This is a genomic window from Streptomyces sp. V4I23 (genome assembly GCF_030817975.1).
GTDB lineage: Bacteria > Actinomycetota > Actinomycetes > Streptomycetales > Streptomycetaceae > Streptomyces.
Map to the genome: position 1 here is coordinate 650,624 of NZ_JAUSZW010000004.1, position 25,139 is coordinate 675,762.

The 25,139-nt window shown below is 71.8% G+C and carries 17 protein-coding genes and 1 pseudogene; 11 read left to right on the forward strand and 7 right to left on the reverse strand.

Annotated features, from left to right (window positions below):
- Positions 1-368: 368 nt before the first annotated feature.
- Positions 369-3,413 (reverse strand): NPCBM/NEW2 domain-containing protein, encoded by a 3,045-nt coding sequence (locus QFZ82_RS05270; protein ID WP_307712003.1) that lies wholly within the window; start codon positions 3,411-3,413, stop codon positions 369-371.
- A 58-nt stretch (positions 3,414-3,471) separates the two neighbouring features.
- Positions 3,472-6,063, reverse strand: a complete 2,592-nt coding sequence (locus tag QFZ82_RS05275; protein ID WP_307712004.1) for an alpha-N-acetylglucosaminidase — start codon at positions 6,061-6,063, stop codon at positions 3,472-3,474.
- 143 nt (positions 6,064-6,206) lie between these two features.
- Between QFZ82_RS05275 and QFZ82_RS05280 the strand changes: the two genes are divergently transcribed.
- Positions 6,207-7,427, forward strand: a complete 1,221-nt coding sequence (locus QFZ82_RS05280) for an ROK family protein (protein ID WP_307712005.1) — start codon at positions 6,207-6,209, stop codon at positions 7,425-7,427.
- 48 nt (positions 7,428-7,475) lie between these two features.
- Here QFZ82_RS05280 and QFZ82_RS05285 read toward each other — a convergent pair whose 3' ends face one another.
- Positions 7,476-8,273 (reverse strand): DeoR/GlpR family DNA-binding transcription regulator, encoded by a 798-nt coding sequence (locus tag QFZ82_RS05285; protein ID WP_177151257.1) that lies wholly within the window; start codon positions 8,271-8,273, stop codon positions 7,476-7,478.
- Positions 8,274-8,515: 242 nt separating this feature from the next.
- Here QFZ82_RS05285 and QFZ82_RS05290 point away from each other — a divergent pair.
- The 7 genes and pseudogenes from QFZ82_RS05290 to QFZ82_RS05320 all read left to right on the forward strand — a co-directional run bounded on the left by QFZ82_RS05290 (position 8,516) and on the right by QFZ82_RS05320 (position 15,380).
- Positions 8,516-9,777: pseudogene (locus QFZ82_RS05290) on the forward strand (extracellular solute-binding protein).
- A 38-nt stretch (positions 9,778-9,815) separates the two neighbouring features.
- Positions 9,816-10,736, forward strand: coding sequence for a carbohydrate ABC transporter permease (locus QFZ82_RS05295; RefSeq protein ID WP_307712006.1), 921 nt, complete (start codon positions 9,816-9,818; stop codon positions 10,734-10,736).
- Positions 10,736-11,629, forward strand: coding sequence for a carbohydrate ABC transporter permease (locus QFZ82_RS05300; RefSeq protein ID WP_307712007.1), 894 nt, complete (start codon positions 10,736-10,738; stop codon positions 11,627-11,629). The genes QFZ82_RS05295 and QFZ82_RS05300 overlap by 1 nt, the downstream gene beginning before the upstream one ends.
- A gap of 54 nt (positions 11,630-11,683) precedes the next feature.
- Positions 11,684-12,634 (forward strand): SIS domain-containing protein, encoded by a 951-nt coding sequence (locus tag QFZ82_RS05305; protein WP_307712008.1) that lies wholly within the window; start codon positions 11,684-11,686, stop codon positions 12,632-12,634.
- A complete protein-coding gene (locus QFZ82_RS05310; RefSeq protein ID WP_307712009.1) occupies positions 12,627-13,634 on the forward strand; it encodes an ROK family protein in 1,008 nt (335 codons plus the stop codon). The genes QFZ82_RS05305 and QFZ82_RS05310 overlap by 8 nt, the downstream gene beginning before the upstream one ends.
- Positions 13,631-14,563: a 1-phosphofructokinase family hexose kinase gene (locus QFZ82_RS05315; RefSeq protein ID WP_307712010.1), complete on the forward strand. Its 933-nt coding sequence runs from the start codon at positions 13,631-13,633 to the stop codon at positions 14,561-14,563. Before QFZ82_RS05310 ends, QFZ82_RS05315 begins: the two co-directional genes overlap by 4 nt.
- On the forward strand, positions 14,544-15,380 hold the full coding sequence (locus QFZ82_RS05320; protein ID WP_307712011.1) for a class II fructose-bisphosphate aldolase: 837 nt from the start codon (positions 14,544-14,546) through the stop codon (positions 15,378-15,380). The genes QFZ82_RS05315 and QFZ82_RS05320 overlap by 20 nt, the downstream gene beginning before the upstream one ends.
- A 151-nt stretch (positions 15,381-15,531) precedes the next feature.
- Here QFZ82_RS05320 and QFZ82_RS05325 read toward each other — a convergent pair whose 3' ends face one another.
- The 4 genes from QFZ82_RS05325 to QFZ82_RS05340 form a co-directional block, all read right to left on the reverse strand.
- On the reverse strand, positions 15,532-17,331 hold the full coding sequence (locus QFZ82_RS05325) for a beta-galactosidase (protein ID WP_307712012.1): 1,800 nt from the start codon (positions 17,329-17,331) through the stop codon (positions 15,532-15,534).
- Positions 17,328-18,209 carry a carbohydrate ABC transporter permease gene (locus QFZ82_RS05330; RefSeq protein WP_307712013.1) on the reverse strand — a complete coding sequence of 294 codons (882 nt, stop codon included), beginning with the start codon at positions 18,207-18,209 and terminating at the stop codon, positions 17,328-17,330. Before QFZ82_RS05330 ends, QFZ82_RS05325 begins: the two co-directional genes overlap by 4 nt.
- A complete protein-coding gene (locus QFZ82_RS05335; RefSeq protein WP_307712014.1) occupies positions 18,206-19,168 on the reverse strand; it encodes a carbohydrate ABC transporter permease in 963 nt (320 codons plus the stop codon). Before QFZ82_RS05335 ends, QFZ82_RS05330 begins: the two co-directional genes overlap by 4 nt.
- Positions 19,169-19,297: 129 nt before the next feature.
- Entirely contained in the window at positions 19,298-20,593 is a 1,296-nt protein-coding gene (locus QFZ82_RS05340) for a sugar ABC transporter substrate-binding protein (protein WP_307712015.1), read from the reverse strand.
- A 232-nt stretch (positions 20,594-20,825) separates the two neighbouring features.
- On the opposite strand from QFZ82_RS05340, the gene QFZ82_RS05345 reads away from it, so the two are divergent.
- The 3 genes from QFZ82_RS05345 to QFZ82_RS05355 all read left to right on the forward strand — a co-directional run bounded on the left by QFZ82_RS05345 (position 20,826) and on the right by QFZ82_RS05355 (position 25,065).
- On the forward strand, positions 20,826-21,866 hold the full coding sequence (locus QFZ82_RS05345; RefSeq protein ID WP_307712016.1) for a LacI family DNA-binding transcriptional regulator: 1,041 nt from the start codon (positions 20,826-20,828) through the stop codon (positions 21,864-21,866).
- A gap of 699 nt (positions 21,867-22,565) precedes the next feature.
- A complete protein-coding gene (locus tag QFZ82_RS05350; protein ID WP_307712017.1) occupies positions 22,566-24,014 on the forward strand; it encodes a Gfo/Idh/MocA family protein in 1,449 nt (482 codons plus the stop codon).
- 49 nt (positions 24,015-24,063) lie between these two features.
- A complete protein-coding gene (locus tag QFZ82_RS05355; protein ID WP_307712018.1) occupies positions 24,064-25,065 on the forward strand; it encodes an NEW3 domain-containing protein in 1,002 nt (333 codons plus the stop codon).
- The last annotated feature ends 74 nt before the right edge of the window (positions 25,066-25,139 follow it).

Sequence of the window (25,139 nt, forward strand, 5' to 3'; positions counted from 1 at the left end):
CGGCCCCACTGACAAGACCCCGCCACCACAACTCCCCACCTGGCAACAGGTAAAGGAAGACCGGCCCCCCTGCTCAGGGGTGTCCCGCAATGATCAACTGACCCGACACGTCAGCATCGGGGATGCCAACCTTGGGCCGGTCCATCCGGCGAGCGCGAGGTTGTGGAGGTGGGCCATGCCAACCATGGCGTGATGGAGGGGGCCGTCAGAGTCTCGCGAGGGACTGGAGTGGTCAAGGGGTTGCGTGGGGTTCTGTGCGATCGGCCCGTTGGGTTGTGGGTGCATTGTGATGCCCTTGTCCAGCAAGGGAGTTGGGGAGCGCCGGACACCGGACGGAGGGACCTCCGCCCGGTGTCCCACGCTGTGCCCTAGGCGCAGTGGAACTTGGCCGCTGCCCAGTCGCCGTGGTCCCCGGTCTTGGACCCGTTGGTGTCCGTGACCTTGAGCCGCACGTGCCGGGCGCCGGCGAGCGGCACGTCGACGGGCACGGTGGCCGACGCCCCGGTCACCTTCGGGGACGTCCACAGCACCTTGCCGTCCGCCTCGACGGAGAAGGCCACTTCGCCGTAGCCGTTGATCTCGTCGTCGATGCCGGCATCCGCCGTGAAGGCCGTGCACCGGCCTCCGGTGTAGACCTCGATGTCGGAGTCGGCGTGCACGCCGATGCCCTTCGCGTAGGTCTTGCCCGCCAGGGTCAGGGTGTGTCCGTCGGTCGCGCCGGACTCGCCGTTCGACCGGTCGCGCTCGGCGGGGCCGTACCCGTTGACGGATCGCAGCCACACGAGGTCGCTCGCCCATGCGTCCGCCGTGGGCGGCGGGGGCATCACGGCGGTGGCGAACCGTCCGGTGGACGTGCGGGACTCGCCGTCCGACCGGTACCGCACCAGCGCTTCGAGCGTCGCCTCACCGGCCTTGGCCCCCTGGGCGGGAGTGACGGTGACCTCCACCCTCTTCGTCGTGCCCGCGCGGATGCGGCCCACCGTGCCCGCGGGCGCGGCCTGCCAGCCCTCCGGCGTCCGCAGAGTGAGGTCCGCGTCCGTCACGTCCGCGGCGCCCGCGGTGATGTCGACGGCGACGGAACCGGCGGTACCGGCTCCGAGTTCCTGCCCCGCGGGGGCGGAGACGGTCGCCGCCGCGGCCGGGTTCCTGCCGCCGACGGCGCTGGTGTCCTCCAGCGTCACCGTGAACGGGCGGTCGGTGGTCAGCGGACGGGTCTTGACCTTCACGACGCCGCCTCGGTCGTCCCGGTCGTACCACCAGCCCTCGGAAGCGGCCTCGAACGCGGCCTCGGAGCCGAGGCTCGGCAGCTTCCCCTGGAGCGTGACCGCGCTCGGGCGCGAGCCGGTGTGCACGGTGAACTCGTACGGCCGCTCGGTCTGCTTGCCGGTGAACTCGCCCCGGCTCGCGCCGATCCGCACGGTGACGTCGCCCGCGCCGCGGGCCGGCGCCTCGACGTCGGCGCGCTGGGTGGCGTACGCGCCCTCGCGGTGCTGCCGGGTGACGCCGTCGTCCTCGTACAGCGTGAAGGAGGAGCGGCCCTGCGGGTAGACGTCCCAGGCCAGCGGGGATTCGGCCGTGCGGTCACGGTACGAGCGGATGCCGGGCCACATGGGCACGGCCGCGCCCGCCTTCACGAACAGCGGCAGGGTGTCCAGCGGGGCGCTGTAGTCGTCGACCGTCGCCGGGCCCTGGTAGGTGCGCCCGGTCCAGTAGTCGATCCACGTGCCCTTCGGCAGGTAGATGCCGTCACGCTCGGTGGCGTCCTTGTACACGGGGGCGACGAGGAAGTGCTCGCCCGAGAGGAACTCGTACTTCGCCGCGTCGGTCGCCGCCTGCGGGTCGTCCGGGTACTCCAGGACAAGCGGACGGACCATGCCCACCCCGGTCTTGGTCGCCTGGTGGGCGTAGGAGTACTGGTAGGGCAGCAGCGACTCCTTCAGCTTCAGGTAGTCGCGGTTGACGGAGGTGTACGGCTCGCCGTACCGGAACGGCTGCTTGTCGCTCGCGGCCCATCCGTCCATCGTCATCGTGGTGCCGAGGAACATCTTCCACTGGAGGTCGCGGGTGTACGTCTTGGCGCTGCCGCCGAAGATCCCGTCGACGTCGCCCGTGGTGTAGGCGAGGCCGGACATGGTGGCGCCCGCGTAGGTGGGGATCTGCCAGCGGATGTACTCCCAGCTGCCGGACTGGTCGCCGGACCACTGCACCCCGCAGCGCTGCGCACCGGCCCAGCTCTCCGGCGCCCAGGTGAAGCCGCGGGCGTCGCTGTTGTCCTCGATGCCCTGGTACGCGTCCTTGCAGCCGTCGAGCGCGAACTTGTAGCCGCCGCCGACCCAGGCCACGTCCAGCTTGGCGACCCGTTGCCCCGCCTTCACCTGGTCGGCGATCTTCTCGATGCCGTCCTCGGTCCACAGCCCGAGCTGCATGCCGCGGTCCTGGAGGCCCTTGGCCGTCTCGGCGAGGTTCTCGTAACCGCAGCCGTAGCCGTCGTTGACGAGCATCCAGCCGTTCGGCATGTCGTGCTCGAGGTACCCGTCGGCGACCTTCAGGGCGTCGAGCGTGTGCCGTTCGCCGCGGTTGGCGTTGTGCAGGTAGCAGTCCGCGTCGCCGATCTCCATGCCGTAGATCGGCGGCAGGAACGGCTTGCCGGTGAGCTCGGTGTACTGGCCGATGACGTCCTTGGCGTCACCGGTGAAGTAGTAGGCGTCGAAGCGCTTCTCGCGGGCGGCGGCCGTCACCGGCTCGCCGAAGGTGTAGGTGTTGGGCGCGTACGTGTTGCGGAAGACGCCGTAGCCGCCCGAGGAGAGGTAGAACGGAACGGAGTTGGGGTGTCCCCCGTCGTTCCAGTTGTAGTCGACGCTGACCTCCACCTTCTTGCCCCGGTGCGAGGTGTTGCCGCGGCCGTTCTGCATGCCGGCGCCGTAGAACTGCTCGTCGGCGCCGCGCGCGAGGCTCTGGGTGGTGCTGTCGGCGGTCCAGGTCAGTCCGGTGGTCTCGGACCAGACCCTGCTGCCGTCCGCGCGGTGGAGGGCGAAGCGCAGCGGCGACTTGTAGGCGCGCAGCGTGATCCTCGGCGTGCTCAGCTCGTAGCGGTCGGGCCGCTCCTTCCAGTGCGTCACGGGCGCCGGGCCCTGCGGCAGCACGATGTCGTCGCCCGTCGGGTCGGTGAACCTGCCGTCCGGCGCGAGTTCGATGCGGAACGTCTCGTCGGAGACGAAGGTGACCCTCGCCGCGGCGCTGCCGGCGCCGATCCGGTAGACGGCTCCCGAGGCTTCGAAGTCCGTGATGTCGCCGACCGTCGTGCCGGGCGGTTCCGCGGGGGCGGCCGCCGCACCGCCCGGCCCCGCGAAGACCGAGAAGAGACCGAGCACAGCGACGACCGCTGCCACTCGTATGCGCGTTAGTGATTGCATGACGCGTGTTTAGCGCAACTACAAGCACATGACTAGAGTGCGGCCGCCACAGTCCCGATCAGCCGGGCAGCTTCCACTGCTGCTCGGCTCCGGCGGTGCAGGCCCGGATCAGGAGTTTCGCGCCGTCGGCACTGCCACCCTCGGCGTGCAGACACCGGCCCGACTTCACGTTCCGCAGTGTGCGGTCCGGCAGAGGGGTCCACGCCTGCGCCGGTGTGCCGTTGCACGGGTACAGCTGGACGACCGTGCCGTCCGCGACCGCGCCGCCCCGCACGTCCATGCACTTGCCGTACGCGCGCAGGGTGCCGTCGCCCGGCACCGTCCACGCCTGGGCGGGCGTGCCGTTGCACGAGTACAGCTGGAGTGCCGTGCCGTCGGCGGAGCTGCCGCCGGTGACGTCGACGCACCGGCCGCCGGAGTCGGTCACCGGCCCCGTGGCCGCGGGCGCGGGCAGCGCGCCCTGGACCTCGGCCGCCTTGGCCACGGGATCTCCCGACGGCTCCACCGGATAGCGGTCGCGCTGCTGGTTCCAGGCGTTCTCCCAGGCGAACCAGTCGATGGCGGCGGGAGCGCGCCCGGTCGCCAGTGCCGTGTCGAGCGAATCGAGGTAAAGCGCCCACCGCTTGGCGTAGAAGCCGGACACGAGCCCCGACCACTCGCGGTTGGCGTAGTCGCGCAGTCCCCCGTTGTCGCTGCCTGAGCGGTGCCCCCAGGTGGTGAGGACCGAGCGGGCGTCGAACTCGGCCGCGGCCCTCTCCGCGTCCGTCGTTCCCCACGACGTGGCGTCCTTCAGCCACGGGCCCAGCAGGAACCGGCTGTCGGTGGCGAGCAGTTCGTCGAGGAGGGCCAGGTCGTCCTGCCATTCGGCGGCCAGCCGGCGGAACAGGGCGAGGTCCTTGGCGTCGTACGCGGCCTTGATCTGCGGCAGCAGGGTGCGGCTGCGGTTGGCCATGGCCTGGCGGGCGACGTCCACCAGGTCGTAGCGGTAGGCGTCCGTGCCGCGCAGTGCAGGCGCGACCTGGAGGAGTTCGGCGAGCGCGCGCTGCACGGTGGCGGGGTCGTAACGCATGTGTCCGGGGCTCCAGCCGGCGGCCGTGGTCGCCGTCAGCCGCGGCCGGGCCGTGAAGAGACTGTCCTGGGACTCGCTCCAGGTGCCGGACGGTGTGCTGTACGGGCCGGTGCGCAGGAGCTCCCACGCCTTGGCGGCGTGCGGGTCGACTCCGCCGTAGCGGCGTTCGGCGTACGCGGCGTACCAGGCGCGGTGGTCGACCGGGCCGGTGCGCCAGGCCAGTTCGGTGAACAGCTCGTAGGCGACGGGGTTGCCGCCAGTGCCTTCGGGCAGGTAGGCGATGCCCTTCAGGGCACTGCCGGGCTTGCTGCGCCACTGGTCGAACCGCTCGGCCCAGACGGCGGTGTTGGCGCCGATGGTGGTGTGCCCGCCGAAGTTGGGGATCGTGCCGAACGCGTACGGCGCACCGTGCCATGCGCTCTCGCGGTCGAGTCCGTTGTACCGGTCGGACAGGCCGTCGACGATGAGCAGTCTGCTCTTGTCGACCGCGTCGATGATCTGGGTCGACGGGTTGTTCTGCCAGCCGAGCAGTACCCAGGTGGCGCCGGGTCGGGCGGTCTGCAGGGCGTTCATGACGGCATCGGCCGCGTCCCCGATCGGCACGTCACCAGGGCGTCCGCCCTCGTGGAGCAGGTCCATCTTGTACATCGCGGAGTCGCCGAACAGGGTTCGCTGGTGGCGGTAGAACGCCTCGGCGACCTCGGGGTACAGCGTGTTGCGCGGGTCGAGCCAGTCGGGGCGTTCGAAGCCGACCCAGTCGCCCTGCGGGACCACCCGGCCCGCCGGGTTCTTCTCGGTGAACCGGGGCGGGACCGTGCCGTAGTAGCCGGGGAGCACGGGGGTCATGCCCAGTTCGCGGACGCGGTCGGCGATCCTGCGGCCGAGTTCGGCGCGGTCGGCCAGCAGCCGCTCGGAGACGGGGCCGCCGAAGCCGGCCATGTTCTGCATCAGCCACCACGGCTGGTGCGCCGGGCCGGGGATCCACGAGCGCAGTTCCCGCCCGGAGTAGCCGAACTCCTTGAACGTCTCGTAGTAGACGGCGTCCGCGCCCATCTGCACGAACACCTCGTTGACGCCGTGCAGGGCGAGCAGGTCGAGCTGCTTCTCGTACGCGGCCCAGCCCCGGTAGGCGCCGGAGTAGCCGTCGTCGGTGTCGTTGAGCGCGAAGCGGTGCGGCACGGAGGCGTCCTTGCGCACGGGCGCCGCCGGTGCGGGAAGGATGGCGGGCAGCCGGGCCGTGCTGTCACCGGGCCAGCCGATGTCCACCCTGGCGGTGTGCTTGAGGTACCAGTTGACGCCACTGAGCAGGACGGCGGGGCTGGTGCCCTCGACGCGTACGCTGCCTGCGCCGCCGGAGACGGTGAAGTAGTCGCCGGAGGCGGGACGGTCGACGGGGACGAGGCGGAACTGGGAGACGTGCCGCGGCAGCAGCCGGGCGAGCGCCGCCCTGGCCGGCCCCGGCGAGAAGGAGGGGTCGCCGGCGGTTACCGCGGCCTGGGCGGAAGGAATGCCCAGCACCGCGGCGAGCACGGCGAGGGCTGTGGCCGCGCACACGGCGGCCCGGGATCTGAGGCTTGTCATGGAGTTTCCCCGATCACGAGGGAGTTATTAACAAAGCGTTCGTTAATATGGGCGCGTCTCGAAGTCCGGTCAAGGGCACGGCCGTTGTGGATTCCGGCGGCTCGGTAGAGTTCCGGGACGGTCAGGGGAAGGGGCGACGACACATGCCGGCCAGGAAAGCGGCGGCCACGGGGCCGCATGTGCTGCGGCAGATGAACGTGGCCGCCGTCCTGGCGGTCCTGCGCGACGACGCCTCCACGGCGGCCGGTGTCAGCGCCGTCGCGGCCGCCACGGGACTGTCCCGCCCGGCGGTGACCAGAGCACTGGCGGAGCTGAAGGACCGCGGCCTGGTGGAGTTCACGGCGGCGGGCGGCGCGCGGCAGCCCGGCAGGCCGGCGCAGTACGCCAGGTTCCGCGCCGAGGCGGGACATGTGGCGGGCATCGACATCGGCCCGCACAAGGTGCTGGTGATGATCGCGGATCTGGCGGGCCGGGTGGTGACCGCCCGCGACTCGGCGGTCGACTCCGGCGCGACCGGGCCTCAGGTGTTCGACATCGTGCGCGGCGCCCTGACCGCCGCGGCCGCCGAGGCCGGGGTCCCGCTGTCCGGCCTGTGGGCCGTCAGCGCGGGCACTCCGGGCGTGGTGGACCGGGACCGGGGCGAGGTGCTGCTCGCGCCCAGCATTCCCGGGTGGGCGGGCCTGCCCGCGGTGTCGATGCTGCGGGAATGGCTGCACTGCCCGGTGTCCATCGAGAACGACGTCAACTTCGCGGTGCTCGGCGAACGGTGGCGGGGGGCCGCGGCCGACGCGGTGGCGGAAGGCGGATCCGACAGCCTGGTGTTCGTGCAGTGGGGGCGCAGGATCGGCACCGGGATCTTCATCAACGGCAGCCCGTACCGGGGCAGTTCGGCCGCCGCCGGTGAGCTGGGGTTCATCGACCTCGTCCGGGACCCGGACGCTCCGGCCGGCCCCCGTCCGGCCGACGGCACGGGGCCGTTCGAGCGTCTGGTGGGAGCGGCGGCGATCCACCGGCTCGCCCTGGAGGCGGGCGCCCCCACGGGCGACGAGGACGACATCGCGCCCCTCTTCGAGGCTGCGGCGGCCGGGGACCCGGTGGCCGTGGCGGTGGTGGATCGTGTGGCGACGCGTTTCGCCAGGGGCCTGGCGGCCCTGCTGCTGGTGCTCGACCCCGGTCGGGTGGTGATCGGCGGAGGCGTGTCCCGCGCGGGCGAGGTCCTCCTCGAACCGGTCCGCAGGCAGCTGCGCCTCCACACCCTGGTGCCGGTGACCGTGCAGGCGTCGGTGCTCGGTGAGCAGGCGGTGGCGTACGGCGCGGTGCGCCACGCCCTCGATGCCGCAGAGGAACGGATGACGGCCGGCTGACCGGCGCCGGCCGCCCGCGGGGCGGGCCTCCCGGTGCGCCGCGCGGTGTCAGACGGCGATGACCTTGACGCCCGCCTCGACCAGGCGGGCCGAGGTCTCCGCGGAGACGTTGGCGTCGGTCACGAGGACGTCGATGCGGTCGAGTCCGCAGATCCGGGCGAAGGCGCGCCTGCCCAGCTTGGACGAGTCGGTCACGACGATCACCCGGTGCGCCCGCTCGGCGAAGAGCCTGCTGACGCTGGCCTCGTCCTCGTGGTGCGCCATGATCCCCAGCTGCGGGTCCACGCCGTCGACGCCGAGGACGACCGCGTCCAGCACGACCTCGTTGAGAACGCCCATGGTCAGCGGTCCGACGAGCTCGTACGTCTGCGGGCGGGCCACACCGCCGGTGGTCACGATCTTGATCTGGGGGCGGACCGCGAGCTCCCCCGCGATGTTGAGCGCGTTGGTCACCACGGTGAAGGCGGGCGAGGGCGCGCCGGTGGTCTCCCGCTGCCCGCCGCTCGCCCGCAGCGCGAGCGCCCGGGCGACCTCGGTCGTGGTCGTCCCGCCGTTGAGTCCCACCACCTCGCCGTCCCCGATGAGGTCGGCGGCCGCCGCGGCGATCCGCTGTTTCTCCGGGGCGTGCCGCGAGGACTTGTAGCGCAGCGGCAGTTCGTAGGAGACGCCGTGCGCGATCGCGCCGCCGCGGGTGCGGACGAGCATCTGCTGCTCCGCGAGCTCGTCGAGGTCCCGGCGGATGGTCGCGCTGGAGACGTCCAGCGCGCTCGCGGCCTCCTCGACGTCCAGGCGCCCCTCGGCGGCCAGCAGCTCCAGCAGCGCGTTCCAGCGCTCGTGCTTGGACATCGTCGGACTCCTTGTCGCCTGTGCAGCCGCCCCTGAGCTGCCACTGATCGTACTGGGGACGCCTGCCGACCAGTGCGGGCCGGGGCCCGACCGTCGCCCACCCCTCATCGTTTTCGCTTACTTCTGCTTGAAACTCATGAGAAATGAGCAACTCTTGACAAGAGTGCCGACAATGCGACAGCGTGCTCAGCGCAAGGGACCCCGTGCAGGGTCGAGGTCTTGTGACAAAGGCGGTCTTGGCAGTGAACAAGCGCATACTCGCTCTCTCCGCGGCCTGCGCGATCGGCGCGCTCACGCTCACGGCATGCGGAGGCGGCGGCGGTTCGGCCGACGGAGAGGTGACGCTGAAGCTCGTCGCCGCCGACTACGGGGACAAGGCGTCCAACAGCTCGACGGCCTACTGGGAGGACGTGGCCAAGAGGTTCACCGCCGCCAACCCCAAGATCAAGGTCGATGTCCGGGTCATCAACTGGAACGACATCGACGCCCAGGTCAAGACCATGATCCAGAGCGGGAACGTCCCCGACGTCCTCCAGACCGGCGGCTATGCCGACAAGGTCGCCGACGACCTGCTCTACAAGGCGGACGAGGTCCTCTCCGAGAAGACCCGCGCCAACCTCATCGACAGCTTCGCGAAGGCGGGAGAGGTCGACGGGACGCAGTACGGCATCCCGTTCGTCTCCTCGGCCCGTGCCCTGTTCTACAACAAGGACGTCTTCGCGAAGGCGGGCATCACCGAGGCTCCCACGACGTGGGACGAGGTGAAGTCCGCCGCCGAGAAGATCAAGGCCAAGGCTCCCGGCGTCACCCCGTACGCGCTGCCGCTCGGGCCCGAGGAGGCACAGGGCGAGTCGCTGATCTGGGAGCTCGGCAACGGCGGCGGCTACACCGACGCCGACGGCACGTACACCCTGGACAGCAAGGCCAACGTCGAGGCGTTCTCCTGGCTGAAGTCCCACCTCGTCGAACCGGGCCTCACCTACGCCAACCAGCGACGACGGACCGCAAGACCGCCTTCGCGGACTTCGCCGCCGGCAAAGCCGCCATGCTCAACGGCCACCCCTCACTGATCCAGATGGCGAAGGACGGCAAGGTCGACTACGGCGTCGCCCCGATCCCGGGCAAGTCGGGGGCGCTGAAGTCCACTCTGGGCGTCGCCGACTGGATGATGGCCTTCAAGGACAACGGCCACCAGGAAGAGATCAGGAAGTTCCTCGACTTCGCGTACTCCAAGGAGAACACGCTGAAGTTCGACGAGACCTACAACCTCATGCCGGTCACCGAGGACACCCTGAAGGAAATGACCGGCAACGGGAAGCACAAGGACCTGGAGCCGTTCTTCGAGCTTCTGCCGAACGCGGTGTTCTACCCGCTCGGCGACACCACCTGGGACATCGTCTCGGCCGAGATCAAGAAGAGCGGCGGCACCGCGGTGAGCAGCGATCCGGCGAAGGTGCTGGGCGAGCTGCAGAAGAAGGCCGAGGACGCGGTCGCCGACCAGTAGCCGACGGCCCGTCACGCACCGACACGGAAGGCACCCTCGTGTCCACCACCTCCCCCACGACTCGCCGCTCCGGCCGCTCCGGCCGGGGCGGCGGGCTCGCCCGCCTCGGGCCGCTGCCCTGGATCGGCCCCGCCGTCCTGCTCATCGTGCTCGTCGTGGTCTGGCCCGTCTACGAGATGGTCCGCACCTCGTTCCTCAAGATCAGCAGCAGCGGTTTCGTCCGCGGCTCGGCAGGATTCGACAAGTACAAGCAGCTGTTCGACGAGCCCGCGCTGCCCTCGGTCCTCCTCGCCACGGTCGTGTGGACCGTGGTCGTGGTGACCGCCACGATGGTGATCTCCCTGGCGCTCGCGCAGCTGTTCGACCAGAGGTTCCCGGGCCGGCGTGTGACCCGCTGGGCGCTCATCGCGCCCTGGGCCGCGTCGGTGGTGATGACCGCCATCGGCTTCAAGTGGATGCTGAACCAGACCGCGGGCGTCCTCAACACCCTGATGACGGACCTGGGTCTGATCGACGGCCCGAAGGACTGGCTCGGCACGCCGTCCACCGCCTGGCCGTGGATGATGTTCGTCGCGGTCTTCGTCTCCCTGCCGTTCACCACCTACACGCTGCTCGCCGGTCTGCAGACCGTGCCGGGCGAGGTGTACGAGGCGGCGAGGGTCGACGGCAGCGGTCCGTGGCAGACGTACTGGCGGATCACGCTGCCCCTGCTGCGGCCGGCCTTCCTGGTCGGCGTCGTCATCAACCTGATCAACGTCTTCAACTCGTTCCCGATCATCTGGAGCATGACGCACGGCGGCCCGGACAGCGACACGGCCACCACCACCGTCTTCATGTACCAGCTCAAGAACTCCGACATCGGCGAGTCCGCCGCCATGTCCGTCGTCAACTTCGCCCTGGTCGTGGTCATGGTCGCCGTCTTCCTCAAGGCCAGCCGGTGGAACCAGGAGGAGTCCTGATGGCCCAGCAGACGCTCGCCCCCGCCGTCACCCGGCCTCCTGCCCGGCCGCGTACGGACACCGTCCGGCCGGGCGGCAGCCTGCGGCCGCGCACGGTCGTCGCCGCCGCGACCGCCTGGATGATCGCGGTGGTCTTCCTCCTGCCGTACGCGGAGATGGTGATCACCGCACTGCGGCCGGCCGGTGAACTGCGCGACGCGACCTACCTGCCCGGCGAGTTCGCCTGGTCGAACTTCGTCGGCGTGTGGCGCGAGTCGAACCTGGGCGCCAACCTGCGGGTCACCCTCCTGGTGGCCGGCGGGTCCACGCTGCTCGTCCTGCTGGTCGCCCTCCCCGCCGCCTACTACACGGCGCGCACGAAGTACCGGGGCCGCAAGCTGTTCCTGCTGCTCGTGCTGGTCACCCAGATGTTCCAGCCGACGTCGCTCCTGGTGGGCCTCTACCGCGAGTTCTACCAGCTGGACATGCTCAACTCGGTGTGGACGCTGATCCTGTGCAACGCCGCGTTCAACCTGGCCTTCGCCATCTGGATCCTCACCGCGTACATCGGCTCCATCCCGGTGGCCCTGGAGGAGTCGGCGATGATCGACGGCCTCGGGCGCATGGGGGCACTCGTACGGGTCACCCTGCCACTGGCGCTGCCCGGGGTCGTCACCGCGATGATCTTCACGTTCATCGCCGCGTGGAACGAGTTCGTCATGGGCCTGACCCTGTCGACGATCCCCGAGAGCCAGCCGCTGACCGTCGGCATCAACAGCTTCATCGGCAATTACACCGTGCAGTGGAACTATCTCTTCGCCGGCTCGGTCATCGCCATCGTGCCCGTCGTCGTGCTGTTCGCTTTCATCGAGCGCAAGGTGGTGTCCGGTCTGACCGCCGGATCCGTCAAATAGCGGGCCCGCGCCCCTCATTCGTCAACCGACCCTTCTGAGCAAGGAGTTCAGCCCATGACCGCCCCGGACGCCTCCCGCACCTCGGTCGAGATCGCCTCCCAACCGGACACCTGGAGGCGAGCGGCCGAGTCCGTCGGTTCGCTCGAAGGCGTCCTGCCGCGCCGCGGCGAGCGTGTCGCCGTCGTCGGCTGCGGCACCTCCTGGTTCATGGCCCTCGCCTACGCCCGGCTCCGCGAGGCAGGCGGCCACGGGGAGACCGACGCCTTCGCCGCCTCCGAGTTCCCCGTGGGCCGCGGCTACGACCGTATCCTCGCCATCACCCGGTCCGGCACCACCACCGAGGTCCTCGGCCTGCTGGCCGAGGTGAAGGGCACCGTCGCGACCGCGGCCCTCACCGCCGACCCCGCCACCCCCGTCATGGACGCCGCCGACGCCGTCGCCGTCCTGGACTACGCCGACGAGCAGTCGGTCGTCCAGACCCGCTTCGCCACCACCGCGCTCGCCCTGCTGCGCGCGCATCTGGAGGCCGAGGACGCGCTGCCCGCAGGGGTGCGTCCGCTGGCACGGGCCGTCGAGGACGCCGAGCGTGCCCTCGCCGAGCCGCTCAGCGCCCAGGTGCGCGCCGCCGAGCAGTTCACGTTCCTCGGCACGGGCTGGACCTACGGCCTCGCCCTGGAGGCGGGACTCAAGATGCGGGAGGCGGCGGGCGCGTGGACCGAGTCGTACCCGGCCATGGAGTACCGGCACGGGCCGATCAGCATCACCGGACCCGGCCGCGTGGCGTGGCTCTTCGGTCCGACGCCTGCCGGACTGGCCGACGACGTCGCGCGGGTCGGCGGCGCCTTCGTCGCCGGGTCGGGGGACGCGGCCGGCGAGCTCGACCCGCTGGCGGACCTGATCCGGGTGCAGCGGCTGGCCGTCCTGCTCGCCGAGGCGCGCGGGTACGACCCCGACCGTCCCCGCAACCTCACCCGGTCCGTGATCCTCGAGAACAGCCATGCCTGATCCGCACGGCACGCGCGACTGCGTCGTGGCGCTGGACGTCGGCGGCACCGGTATGAAAGGGGCGCTGCTCGACCGGGCGCTGACGCCCCTGGCCGTGCTGCGCAGGCCGACGCCCCGCCGGGACGGCCCCGACGCGGTGGTGGCCGCGATCACCGGCGCACTGCGCGACCTCGCGGCCCAGGCCGCCGACCGGCGCCTGACGGTCCGCCACGCGGGCACGGTGGTCCCCGGGATCGTCGACGAGGAGGCCGGACGGGCGGTGTACTCCGCCAACATCGGCTGGTCCGACCTGCCGCTCGCGGCACTGCTGCGGGACGCGTCGGACCTGCCCGTCACGCTCGGGCACGACGTGCGCGCCGGCGGGCTCGCCGAGTGCCGTACCGGTGCCGCGCGCGGTGCGCGGGACGCGCTCTTCGTGCCCGTCGGCACCGGCATCTCGGCGGCCGTCCTGTGCGAGGGCCGGGTGGTGCGCGGCCTCGGGTACGCCGGGGAGCTCGGTCATGCCGTGGTGGAGCCGGACGGCGATCCGTGCGCCTGCGGCGGCCGCGGCTGCCTGGAGACCGTGGCGTCCGCCGCGGCGATCGAGGCCGCGTACGCGGCGCGTTCCGGGCGCGCCGTCGACGGCGCCGCCGGGGTGGCGCGCCTGGTGGCGCAGGGCGATCCCGTGGCCGTGGCCGTGTGGGACCGCGCGGTCGACGCGCTGGCCGCGGCGCTGGCGACGTTCACGACGCTCCTGGCCCCCGGTCTGATCGTGATCGGCGGCGGTCTCGCGCAAGCGGGCGGCCTGCTGCTCGATCCGCTGCGGGCCCGCCTCGGCGAACGGCTCACGTTCCAGCGCCGGCCCGAAGTGGTCCGCGCCGAACTGGGCGACGAGGCGGGCTGCCTGGGCGCCGGGATCCTGGCCTGGCAGGCGGCGGGGGTCGAGCCGGCCTTCCGCGAGCCGGCCTTCCGCGAGCCGGCTTTCCGCGAGCCCGTGACCGCGGGAGCCGCGGCGCCGTGATCCTCACCGTGACCCTGAACGCGGCGCTCGACGTCACCTACGAGGTCGACGCCCTGGTGCCGCGCGACTCCCACCGTGTGCGCGCCGCCTACGAACGGGCCGGCGGCAAGGGCGTCAACGTCGCGCGCGTCCTGTCGGCCCTGGGCACCCCGGCGACGGTGACCGGGCTCGCGGGCGGCCCGACGGGGCAGCTCATCCGGGACGAGCTGCGCGCGGCCGGACTGCGGGACGAGCTGGTCCCCATGGCGGGCGACTCGCGCCGCACAGTCACCGTCGTCTCCCGCGAGGACGGCGATGCCACCGTCTTCAACCAGCCCGGCCCTCAGGTGAATCCGGTCTCCTGGGCGGACTTCACCGCCCGCTTCGCCCGCCTGGTCCGCGAGGCCGCGGTCGTGGTCCTGTCCGGCAGCCTGCCGCCCGGACTGCCGTCCGACGCGTACGCGCAGCTCGTCCGGTCGGCCGCCGGGGCGGGGGCGGCGACCGTCGTCGACACCAGTGGTCCTGCCCTGCTCGCGGCGCTGGCCGCCGGGCCGGACGTGGTCAAGCCCAACGCGGCCGAGATCGCCAAAGTCACCGGTCACCAGGACGTCGTGGCCGCCGCGGAGGCCCTGCGCGCGCTCGGAGCACAGGCCGTGGTGGCCTCGCGAGGGCCGGAGGGGCTGTACGCGGTCGCCCCGCAGGGTGCGTGGCGGGCCACTCCCCCGCACCGGCTGTCCGGGAACCCGACGGGCGCGGGGGACGCCTGTGTCGCCGCGCTCGCCGCCTCGCTCGCGCACGGCGATCCGTGGCCCGTGCGGCTGCGCGAGGCCGTGGCGCTCTCGGCCGCCGCGGTCCCCTGCCCCGTGGCGGGCGATGTCGACGCGGACCTCTACGACCAGTTCCGTACCACCGTTTCCGTGGAGAACACCCATGCCTCTCACGTCCACTGACGACATCGTCGGTCCGGCCCGCGCGAACACCTCGGGTGTCGGCGCGTTCAACGTCGTGCAGCTCGAACACGCAGAGGCGATCGTCGCCGGCGCGGAGCTCGCCCAGCTGCCGGTGATCCTCCAGGTCAGCGAGAACACCGTCCGCTACCACGGCGGGCTCGCCCCGATCGGGCTCGCCTCCCTCGCCGTGGCGCGGGCGGCCGATGTCCCGGTGGCGGTCCATCTCGACCACGCCGAGTCCCCCGGCCTCGTCCGCGAGGCCGTCGACCTCGGCTTCACCTCCGTCATGTTCGACGCCTCCAAGCTCCCCTACGACGAGAACGTGGCCGCCACGCGGGAGATCACCGACCATTGCCACAGCGCCGGCGTGTGGGTGGAGGCAGAGCTGGGCGAGGTCGGCGGCAAGGACGGCGCCCACGCGCCCGGCGTCCGCACCGATCCGGACGAGGCCCGTGCCTTCGCCGCGGCGGCCGGCGTCGATGCGCTGGCCGTCGCCGTGGGAAGTTCGCACGCCATGCTCACCCGGGACGCGGTCCTCGACTTCGAGCTCATCGCGCGGCTGCGCGAGGCCGTCCCCGTGCCGCTGGTGCTGCACGGTTCGTCGGGTGTCGGTGACACGGACCTGGGGAAGGCCGTCACGGCGGGGATGACGAAGGTGAACATCTCCACTCACCTGAACAAGCTCTTCACCCGCACCGTGCGGGAGCGTCTGGAGGCGTCCCCCGACGTCGCGGACCCCCGCAAGTACCTCGGCCCGGCCCGTGACGCGGTGGCGTCGGAGGTCGCGAGGCTGCTGGGCGTCCTCGCGGGGGTCTGAGACCCGCGAGGCGGGAGGAGGGCGACGGGAGCGGGCCGCTGGTGCGGTCCGCTCCCGTCGTGCGTCCGGGGCGCTGCGGCCGGCGGACGCGAGAAGGCCCGCCGTCCGCGCTCTCCCCTGGTGGCGCGGACGGCGGGCGGCTGGGGGCCGGTCAGGAGAACGTCTCGATGTACTCCTCCGTCGGGCCGAGTTCGGGGTTCTCGCGCAGCTCGACCGTGTCGCCGAGGTGCTCCAGTTCGAGCACGGTGAGGCTGTTCCCGCCCGCGGCGGTGAGCGGTGCCGGGAGGTAGAGGGTGGCCTGCGGGCCGATGTTCCAGTAGCGGCCGAGCAGGAAGCCGTTGATCCAGACGAAGCCCTTGCCGGAGCCGGGGAACGCGAGGAAGGTGTCCGCGGTCCCGTCCGCCGTGAACGCGGCCGTGGCGAAGCCCGTCGTCCCGTCCGCCGGTGCGGCGTCCACCGCCCGGCCGAGGAGGCCGGCGGTCCACTCGTCGAGCGGCAGCGGGTGCATCGTCCAGTTGTGGACGAGGCGGCGCCCGATGCGCACTCCGCCGAGAATGCCCTTGCCCTGGCCCAGCAGCGGGCCGTAGTTGATACGTCCCTGGTTCTCGACGAGCAGTTCCAGGCGGACGACGCGGCCGCCCTCGCCGTCCAGGGTGAGGGACGCCGTCTCCCGTTCCAGTACACCGACGGGGCTGCCGTCGACGAAGACCTGCGCGCGGTCGTGCAGGCCGGTCACGGTCAGTTCGACGGTGCCGGGGGGAAGTACGGGGTGGGCGCGGTACAGGACGAGCCCGGACGCCTGACCGAGCTGCCCGAAGCTCAGCGGATCGGGCGAGGCGACGGCGTCGGACACGGCCTCCACCGCGCCGAGCAGTCCGGCCCGCCGTGTGAGGGGCAGGGTGCGCGGGGCGAGCAGGCGCGGTGGTGCGGGCAGGGGGCGCGCCTCGGCGGCGGTGGCCGCCAGCAGCCGGTCCCGCATCGCGTGGAACTTCGGAGTGAGCGCGCCGTGTTCGGCGACCGGCGCGTCGGAGTCGTAGCTGGTGACGGTGGGCTGGAGCGCGTCACCGTCATGGTTGGCGCCGGCCCACAGCCCGAAGTTGGTGCCGCCGTGCGCCGGATAGAGGCTGACCGAACCGCCCTCGCCGAGGATCTCGTCCAGCGTGGCGGCGGCGCTCTCCGCGCCGCGGGTGTGGTGCTTCTCGCCCCAGTGGTCGAACCACCCGTTCCAGAACTCGGCGCACAGGAACGGCTCCCCTTCCCGGCGCGAGCGCAGCAGCCGGGCCGCCTGGTCGGCGCGGGAGCCGAACGTCGCGGTGGCGAGCACACCGGGCAGGGTGCCTCCGTCGAGCATCAGCTCGGTGGGGCCGTCGGCGGTGTAGAGGAGTTCGGTGATGCCGCGCTCCACCAGGGCGTCGCGCACCCAGCGCAGATAGGCGTGGTCGTCCCCGTAGCTGCCGTACTCGTTCTCCACCTGGACGGCGACGACGGGCCCGCCCTGTGCGGCCTGGAGGGCGGCGATCCTGGGAACGAGGACGTCGAACCAGCGGGCGACCTCCTCCAGGTAGGGGGCGTGCGAGGAGCGCAGCCGCATGCCGGGCCGGTCGGTCAGCCACGCGGGCAGGCCGCCGTTGTCCCATTCGGCGCAGATGTACGGGCCGGGCCGGACGATCACGTCGAGACCGGTCTCCTGGGCGGTGCGGACGAAGCGCTCGACGTCGTGCCAGCCGTCGAACCGGTGCTCGCCGGGGCGCCGTTCGTGGAAGTTCCAGGCGACGTACGTGTCCACGGTGTTGAGGCCCATGGCGGCCAGGCGTTGCAGCCGGTCGCGCCACTGGCCGGGGTGGACCCGGAAGTAGTGCAGCGTTCCCGCGAGGACTCGGTGCGGGCGGCCGGCGCGCAGCAGTTCGCCGTCGGGGTGGGTCAGCAGGGCGTTCGGGGCGGTGCGGCTCACTTGACGGCTCCAGCGGTCATGCCCGCGCGCCAGAAGCGCTGCAGGGCGACGAAGGCGACGATCAGGGGGATCACGGAGATCAGCGAGCCGATGACGACGAGCGGGGCCGGTACGGCCACACCGTGGCTCGCGTTCCAGCCGACGAGGCCGACGGTGACCGGCTGGAGCCGGTCGTCGCCGAGCACCATGGCGGGGAGGAGGTAGTTGTTCCAGATGTCGACGAACTGGAAGAGGAAGATCGTCACCAGGGCGGGAAGCATCATCGGCAGGCCGATGGTCCGGAAGATGCGGAACTCGCCCGCCCCGTCGAGGCGTCCGGCCTCGACCACCTCGCCCGGCACCGACTGGGCGGCGAAGATCCGCGCCAGGTAGACGCCGAACGGGCTGACGATGCTCGGGAGCAGGACCGCGAGCGGGTTGTCGATCAGGCCGACGCCGGAGAACATGAGGTACAGCGGCAGGGTGAACAGGATCTTGGGGACCAGGACGGCGGCGAGCACCGTGCCGAACAGTGCGCCCCGGCCCCGGAACTCGTACATCGCGAGCAGATAGCCGGCCATGGCGGACAGCAGGGTGCCGACGAGGGCGCCGATCCCGCAGTAGAGCACGCTGTTGAGCATCCAGCGCCAGAAGATGCCGTCGTTCTGCGCGGTCAGCCTGCCGATGTTCTCGAAGAGACCGAATCCGTCGAACCACAGCCCGTTGCCGCTGAACTGCCGCCCGAAGGGTTTGGTGACCGAGACCAGCAGCCACCACAGCGGGAACAGGAAGTACACGGTGGAGATCAGCAGGAGGGACAGGACGACGGCGCGGCTCGTGGCCGTCGTGTCGCGGCGCGCTCCCGCCGTGGAGATGCCTCGCGTCGCGGCGGCGCTCATGCGTTCTCACCCCGGTCGGTCAGCTTGAAGAAGACGAAGGACAGCGCGCCGACGGCAACCGCCAGGACGACCGACTGGGCCGCGGCGTAGGGGTAGTTGCCGGCGGCGACGGCGGCCTGGGCGGACATGATCGGGGTGAAGGCGGACGAGATGGAGCCGCTGGAGATGGGCTGGAGCACGGCCGGTTCGTTGAACAGCTGCGCCGAGCCGATGAGGGAGAACACGGCGGTGAGGACGAGGGAGCCGCGCACGGCCGGGATCTTGATGCTCCACGCGATCCGCAGCGCGGAAGCGCCGTCCATCCTGGCTGCCTCGAGCACCTCGCCCGGGACGGTCTGCAGAGCGCTGTAGATGATGATCAGGTTGTAGCCGGTCCAGCTCCACGTCACGATGTTCGCCACGGACCACAGGACCGAGCCGCCCGCGAAGAACGGGATCTGGATGCCGAGGGGCTCCAGCAGGTGATTGATCGGGCTGGACTCGGTGGAGTACATGAACGACCACACGAGGGCCGCGCTGACGCCCGGGATGGCGTAGGGCAGGAAGGCGGCGAGGCGGAAGAACCCCTTGCCGCGCGCCGACTTCGCGTCCAGGAGCAGGGCGAGTCCCAGGGCGAGTCCGAGCATGAGCGGCACCTGGACGACGGCGAAGAGCCCCACGCGGGCGAGCGCGGCGAGGAAGTCGTGGTCGCCGAAGGCCTGCGCGAAGTTGTGCAGCGGGTCGAACTCCCGGGTGGGCGCGGCCAGTCCGAGGCCGGAGCGCTTGACGACGTAGAGGCTGCTCACCGTCGCGTACACGATCGGGGCGATGTACATCGCCGTGAACAGGACCACGAACGGCCCGCCGAACAGCAGCAGTGTGCGTCTGCCGAGCGCGGTCTCCCGCGTGCGCCGCCGTGGCAGCGGCCGGGTCCGTCGCGGTGGTGCGGCGGTCTGCGCCGCCCTGACTGTGGTGGTCACGAGCTCTCTTCCGGTCTCATCCGGTTGTCCTTCGGTCCGACGCCCGGCCTGGCGGCCGCCGCGGGGGACGCGGGGCCGGGCCGGCAACCGCCGTGGGCGAGGCGTGGCCCGGGCCCCCGCGGGTCCGCCCTACTCGGCCACCTTCATGCCCTGGTTCCTGAGTTCGGCGACCGTTTTGTCCTGGGCGCTGCGCAGGGCGTCCTTGAAGGTGCCCTTGCCGGCCCATGCCTTGCCGAGCCCGTCGTCGAGGTCGGCGGTCGTCTTAGTCATGACCGGGCCCCAGGTCCAGTCGGGGTTGACCTCGGGCGCCGCGGCGGCGAAGACGTCGTAGATCTTCTGGCCGCCGAAGTACGGGTCGGCCGCCTTGAGTTGCGGCAGGTCGAGCAGCGCGGGAGCCGCCGGGTAGAGCGACGCCTTGGTGACGAGGTCGCCGTAGGCGGCGCGGTCGGTGCTCAGCCAGTGCGCGAACGTCCAGGCGGCCTCGGTCGACTCGCAGCCCTTGAGGACGGCCGTGGCGGATCCGCCGGCGTTGCCGACGGGCTTGTCGCCGGCCCTCCACTGCGGCATCGGCGCGACGGCCCAGTCGCCGGCGCCGTCCTTCACTCCGCCCTTGATGACGCCGGCCTGCCAGACGGCCCCGACGACGGTCGCGATGTTACCGCTCCCAAGACCGGCGTACCACGCCTGGTCGTACATCGGCGCTCCGCTGATCAGGCCCTCGTCGACCAGGCCCTGCCAGTAGTCCGCGACCTTCTGGTCGGCCTCGGACGCGAGGCCGACCCGCCAGGCGTCGCCGTCGACGCCGAACCAGCCGGCACCCGCCTGCCAGGACAGACCGGCGTAGTCGTAGCTCAGGTACGGCGAGGAGATGTAGCGGTCAGGGTCCGACGCGTGGATCCTCTTCGCCTGTGCCTTGTACTCGTCCCAGGTCGCCGGGGGCTTCAGGCCCAGCGAGTCGTAGACCTTCCTGTTGTAGAACAGGGCCATCGGGCCGGTGTCGACGGGCGCCCCGTAGACCGCGTCCCCGAGGGAGACCGAGCGCCAGGCCGCCTGCTGGAAGTCCTTCTCGTCGCCCTTCGCGTGCTGCGAGACGTCCTCCAGGGCGCCCTGGGCGGCGAAGCTCGGCAGTGTCTCGTAGCCGACTTGGGCCAGGCAGGGGGCGTTGCCGGCCTGGACCGCGTTCAGCATCTTCTGGTAGCCGCCCTTGGCGCCGGGCTGCACCTCCTGGTAGGTGACCTCGATGCCGGGGTGCGCCTTGTTGAACGCCTGGACCGCGTCCGCGTAACCGGGCGACCAGCCCCAGAACGTCAGCGACGCCGGCTCACCGGCGCCGGAGCCCTCCTCGGCCGACGAGCATCCGCCGAGCGCCAGCCCGAGCGCCACGGCTGCGGCGACTGACGCCGTGCGCGTACGAGACTTCTTCACGGCCCCTCCTTGTGAACGTGGGCAGGGATCAGACCCGGACACGATCGGCGGGGTCTGCTGCGAGATCGATGTGCGACGGGGGCCGTCCATGGCTCCGCCTTCGCACTGATGGCCGGAACTATGGCAGAGAATGTTATCGATGCCAATACCTGTTGTCGCCTGCCCTCATCACCCTGATGTCGTGGGGATGAGGCCGGTATCATCCGGCCCGTAGGAACGAAGAGAGGGCCGCATGCAGACAGTGAACGGTGGCGAGGGCGCCGGACGGCCGCCCGGCATGGCCGACGTGGCCCGGGTCGCGGGGGTGTCCGCGCAGACCGTCTCGCGCGTGCTCTCCGGGCACCCGAACGTCCGGGAGCGAACCCGCGAGAAGGTGCTCGCCGCCGTCGACCAGCTCGGCTACCGCATGAACAGCGCGGCGCAGATCCTCTCGTCCGGCCGGAGCCGGACGATCGGCGTGGTGACGCTGCAGACGACGTTCTACTCCCGGCTGACCCTGACCTTCGGCATCGAGAGCGCTGCGCGGGCGGCCGGGTACGCGGTGTCCACCGCGTCGACCGCCTCGCTCGACACCTCCGCCGTGGAGGGCGCGCTCTCGCGGCTCGCGGACCAGCGCGTCGAGGGGATCATCCTGGCGATCCCGCTCATCCATGTGAGCCCGCGCATCGAGCAGCTGACCGGTTCGCTGCCCACCGTCACCATCGACGGTTCGCGCACCGAGGCGTCCGAGGTCGTGGCGGTGAACCAGTCGCAGGCCGCGCGACTGGCGACGCGCCACCTGCTCGACCTGGGGCACGAGACGGTCTGGCACGTCGCGGGGCCGGGCGAATGGCTCGACGCGGCGAGCCGCCTGGAGGGCTGGCGGGAGACGCTGGAGGCGGAGGGCAGGACCGTGCCGCCGGTGCTCAAGGGCGACTGGTCGCCCTCGTCGGGGTACCGCAACGGCCTGATCCTGGGCCGTATTCCGGAGGTGACGGCAGTCTTCGTGGCGAGCGACGAGATGGCGTTCGGCGTGATCCGGGCCCTGCACGAGCTGGGCCGGCGTGTGCCGGAGGACATCTCGGTCGTCGGGGTCGACGACATCGCGCTGGCCGAGTACTGCTCGCCGTCGCTGACGACGGTGGCGCAGCCGTTCGCGGAGATGGGCGCGCTGGCGGTGGGCCATCTGCTGCGGCACATCGATGACCCGGAGGCCGCGCCAGAACCGGCGTCCGTGGAACCGAAACTGATCGTCCGCACGAGCACGGCCCACGCCCGCGGCACGACTCCCTGACGCCTCCCCGCGGACCCCGGGGCGGGCATGCGCTCCCGGGGCCCTCGGGCGCCGCCCCGGTGTAGAAGCCCGGGGCCCGGCGGGGCCGAAGCGTGGCAAGCACGCGGGGCAGGGGTGCCCGGCCGGCAACCCCAGTGGGGCCGGCAGCGCCGGGTGGGCCGAGGAGCGTCGTCCCCCGCGCAAGAGCCCGTTGCCCGACGGGGCCGGGCCGTGCCGGGTACCCGGGGACGCGGCACTCGGTTGGCACTCCAGGACCGGCGCGTTGTGCACCCGGCAGCGCCGGGCAGGGGCCCGTCCGCACAGCGCGAGGGCGGGACAACCGGCCTGCGCACAGCCCCAAGCGCCCAACGAGACAGGCTCGTTGCGCCCGTGCGTGCACCAGGACTCCGCGCACGCGGTGTGTTGCGGCGAGGCCGGACTCCCGCTCAGCACCCGGGGACTACCGGACGCGGCCTGCGCGTCCCCGTGAGTGCCGTCCCGGCACAGCAGAGCCGCCCGCAGGCGTCCTGCACCCGGGGCCCGGACCACTCCCCAGTGGCACGCCGCCGGCCGGCACGGCGACCGCGCAGGTCGCACTCCGCAAGCCCCTTGTATGTTTCTGTTTGGAACTCCGTTCTTGCGAGCATCTATTGACACGCCTGCGACCGTCCCGTCAGAGTCGTCCCGCCAGTGATGCCGACCCCATGTCTGGAGCTCGTCATGCCTGAAGTCCCCGAAGTCTCACGGCGTTCGGTGCTCGGAGGCGCCGCCGCCGGTGCGCTCGCCGTCGGTCTGGGGGCCGGCGCCGCCTCTCCGGCGTTCGCCGCGCCGGGCGCCGACGCCGACGTCGCGGCCGGAGCCGCCGCGCCGAGTCGCCGGGCCGGTCAGACGTCCATGATCAACGTGCCGTACGAGGCGCACCGGACAGTCCGCGTCGCCACCATCGGCCTCGGCAACCGCGGCAACGGGATGACCAAGGGCTGGTCCGTCGTTCCCGGTTGCCAGGTGACCGCCGTCTGCGACATCCGCGCCGACCGCGCGAAGCGCGTCGCGGACGACCTGGTCAAGGCGGGCAAGCCGCGCCCCGCCGAGTTCGGCGGCTCCGCCGAGTCGTACGCCGAGATGCTCAGGCGCGACGACATCGACCTCGTGTACATCGCGACGCCGTGGGAGTTCCACTACCAGCAGGGCAGGGCCGCCCTGCTGGCCGGCAAGCACGTCATCGTCGAACTCCCCATCGCCACCGAGCTCGACGAGCTGTGGGACCTGGTCGACACCTCCGAGCGGACCCGCCGCCACCTGATGCTCGCGGAGAACTGTTCGTACGGGCGCAACGAGCTGGCGATGCTCAAGATGGCGCACGAGGGCGTGTTCGGCGACGTCACCAACGGGCACGGCGGCTACCTGCACGACCTGCGCGCGCTGCTGTTCTCGAACACGTACTACACGGACTCCTGGCGCCGTCTGTGGCACACCCGCAGCACGGCCTCCTTCTACGCGATGCACGGGCTCGCACCGGTCGCCGCGGCGATGGACATCAACCGCGGCGACCGGATGACGACGCTGCGCGCCACCGCCACGGCCCCCAAGGGACTGGCCGACTACCGCGAGCGCTTCGTTCCCAAGGGGCACCCCTCCTGGAACGAGACGTACATCAACGGCGACCTCGTCACCTGCATGATCGAAACAGCGAACGGCCGCGTCATCCGGGCCGAGCACGACGTCAGTTCGCCGCGTCCGTACAGCCGCATCAACTCCCTCGCCGGCAGCCGTGGCATCTTCGAGGACTACGCGGGAACGTCCCGGACCGGCGGGCGCGTCTACTTCGAGCCGGACCACGGCGGCCACGCCTGGCGGGACTTCGAGCCGTACCGCAAGGAGTTCGACCACTGGCTCTGGAAGAAGATCGGCGACGACGCGGCGAACAACGGCGGCCACGGCGGCATGGACTACGTCCTCCAGTGGCGCACGGTGCAGCAGATGCGGGCCGGTCTGGTGCCGGACATCGACGTGTACGACTCGGCCACCTGGTGCTCCCCGGTTCCGCTGAGCGTCATGTCCCTCGACCGCAAGGGGAAGCCCGTGGCGGTGCCCGACTTCACGCGGGGCGCGTGGGTGAACCTGCGCGGCGGGCTCGACTCCCGTATGACCGAGATGCCGCCGGTGTGACGCCGGCTCTCTCCCTTCCCCCTCCCCCTGAGACAAGGAGCGAGCAGCGATGTCCGTCCTTCTGACCGCGCCACGAAGAGCCGTGGCGGCCCTGTCGGTGGCGGCCCTGGCGTTCACCGGCGCCCCCGCGGCCGCCGCACAGGCCGCCGAGGAGCCCGTGCCCGCGGCACGCACCGAGGTGGCGATCGCCCCTGTCGATCTGGACGGTCCGGCCGTCTCGGCGGTCAAGGTCACCGTCACCAACGCGGGGCCGGAGCGCATGCGCCGCCTCAAGGTCGCCTTCGAGGGCCCCGCCGGGTGGGCGGTGCAGCCCGCCGTGCGCAGCGTCGACGGTTCGTACGCGCCGGGCGCGGACGCCACGGCGGAGTTCAGGATCCAGGTGCCGGAGCCGCGCCCCGGGTTCACGATGCGCACGTTCACGGCCACCGCCACCTATGAGGGCGGCGACGGCCGGGGCACCGCCACCGGCACTCGCGTGCAGCGCTCGGGTCCGGTCCTGGCCCGCCTCTCGGACGCGTACAACAACGTCGGCATCACCGACGAGAACAACACCGGGCCCGGGGACTACGACGGCGAGGGCAACAGCTTCTCCGCACAGAAGCTGGCGGCCGTCGGGCTCACGCCGGGAGCGCCCGTGACCGCCCTGGGGGCGCGGCTGACCTGGCCGTCCGCCGCGCCTGGCACGAAGAACAACGTGGCGAGCACGGGGCAGGCCGTGCGGTTCGACGCCAAGGGAAGCCGCCTGGTCCTCCTCGGCTCGGGCGTCACCACCGGGGCCACCGGCACCGCGACGGTGATCTACACCGACGGCACCAGCACCAGTGGCGCGGTGGGCTTCCCCAACTGGTCGTTCCAGGACGCCACGGAGCACGGCGCGACGCTGGTCAGGTCGACGGACGGCCGCAACCGGCCCGACGGTTACGGCAACGCGGGCATCGCCTACCGGGTGTTCGCCAACTCGATCCCGCTCGATCCGGCGAAGACGGTCGAGGTGGTCGTCCTGCCGGCGAATGCCAACGTCCATCTGTTCGACATGGCGGTCGCCCCGTAGGACGCGGGCGCGCTGTACGGCCGGCCGGCGGAGTGAGACGCCCTCCGCCGGCCGGCTTTCATCCGTGCGGTGCC

Coding starts and splice junctions, on each gene's coding strand:
- QFZ82_RS05270 (WP_307712003.1), bottom strand. CDS start 3,413: ATGCAATCACTAACGCGCATACGAGTGGCAGCGGTCGTCGCTGTGCTC.
- QFZ82_RS05275 (WP_307712004.1), bottom strand. CDS start 6,063: ATGACAAGCCTCAGATCCCGGGCCGCCGTGTGCGCGGCCACAGCCCTC.
- QFZ82_RS05280 (WP_307712005.1), top strand. CDS start 6,207: ATGCCGGCCAGGAAAGCGGCGGCCACGGGGCCGCATGTGCTGCGGCAG.
- QFZ82_RS05285 (WP_177151257.1), bottom strand. CDS start 8,273: ATGTCCAAGCACGAGCGCTGGAACGCGCTGCTGGAGCTGCTGGCCGCC.
- QFZ82_RS05300 (WP_307712007.1), top strand. CDS start 10,736: ATGGCCCAGCAGACGCTCGCCCCCGCCGTCACCCGGCCTCCTGCCCGG.
- QFZ82_RS05305 (WP_307712008.1), top strand. CDS start 11,684: ATGACCGCCCCGGACGCCTCCCGCACCTCGGTCGAGATCGCCTCCCAA.
- QFZ82_RS05310 (WP_307712009.1), top strand. CDS start 12,627: ATGCCTGATCCGCACGGCACGCGCGACTGCGTCGTGGCGCTGGACGTC.
- QFZ82_RS05320 (WP_307712011.1), top strand. CDS start 14,544: ATGCCTCTCACGTCCACTGACGACATCGTCGGTCCGGCCCGCGCGAAC.
- QFZ82_RS05330 (WP_307712013.1), bottom strand. CDS start 18,209: ATGAGCGCCGCCGCGACGCGAGGCATCTCCACGGCGGGAGCGCGCCGC.
- QFZ82_RS05345 (WP_307712016.1), top strand. CDS start 20,826: ATGCAGACAGTGAACGGTGGCGAGGGCGCCGGACGGCCGCCCGGCATG.
- QFZ82_RS05350 (WP_307712017.1), top strand. CDS start 22,566: ATGCCTGAAGTCCCCGAAGTCTCACGGCGTTCGGTGCTCGGAGGCGCC.
- QFZ82_RS05355 (WP_307712018.1), top strand. CDS start 24,064: ATGTCCGTCCTTCTGACCGCGCCACGAAGAGCCGTGGCGGCCCTGTCG.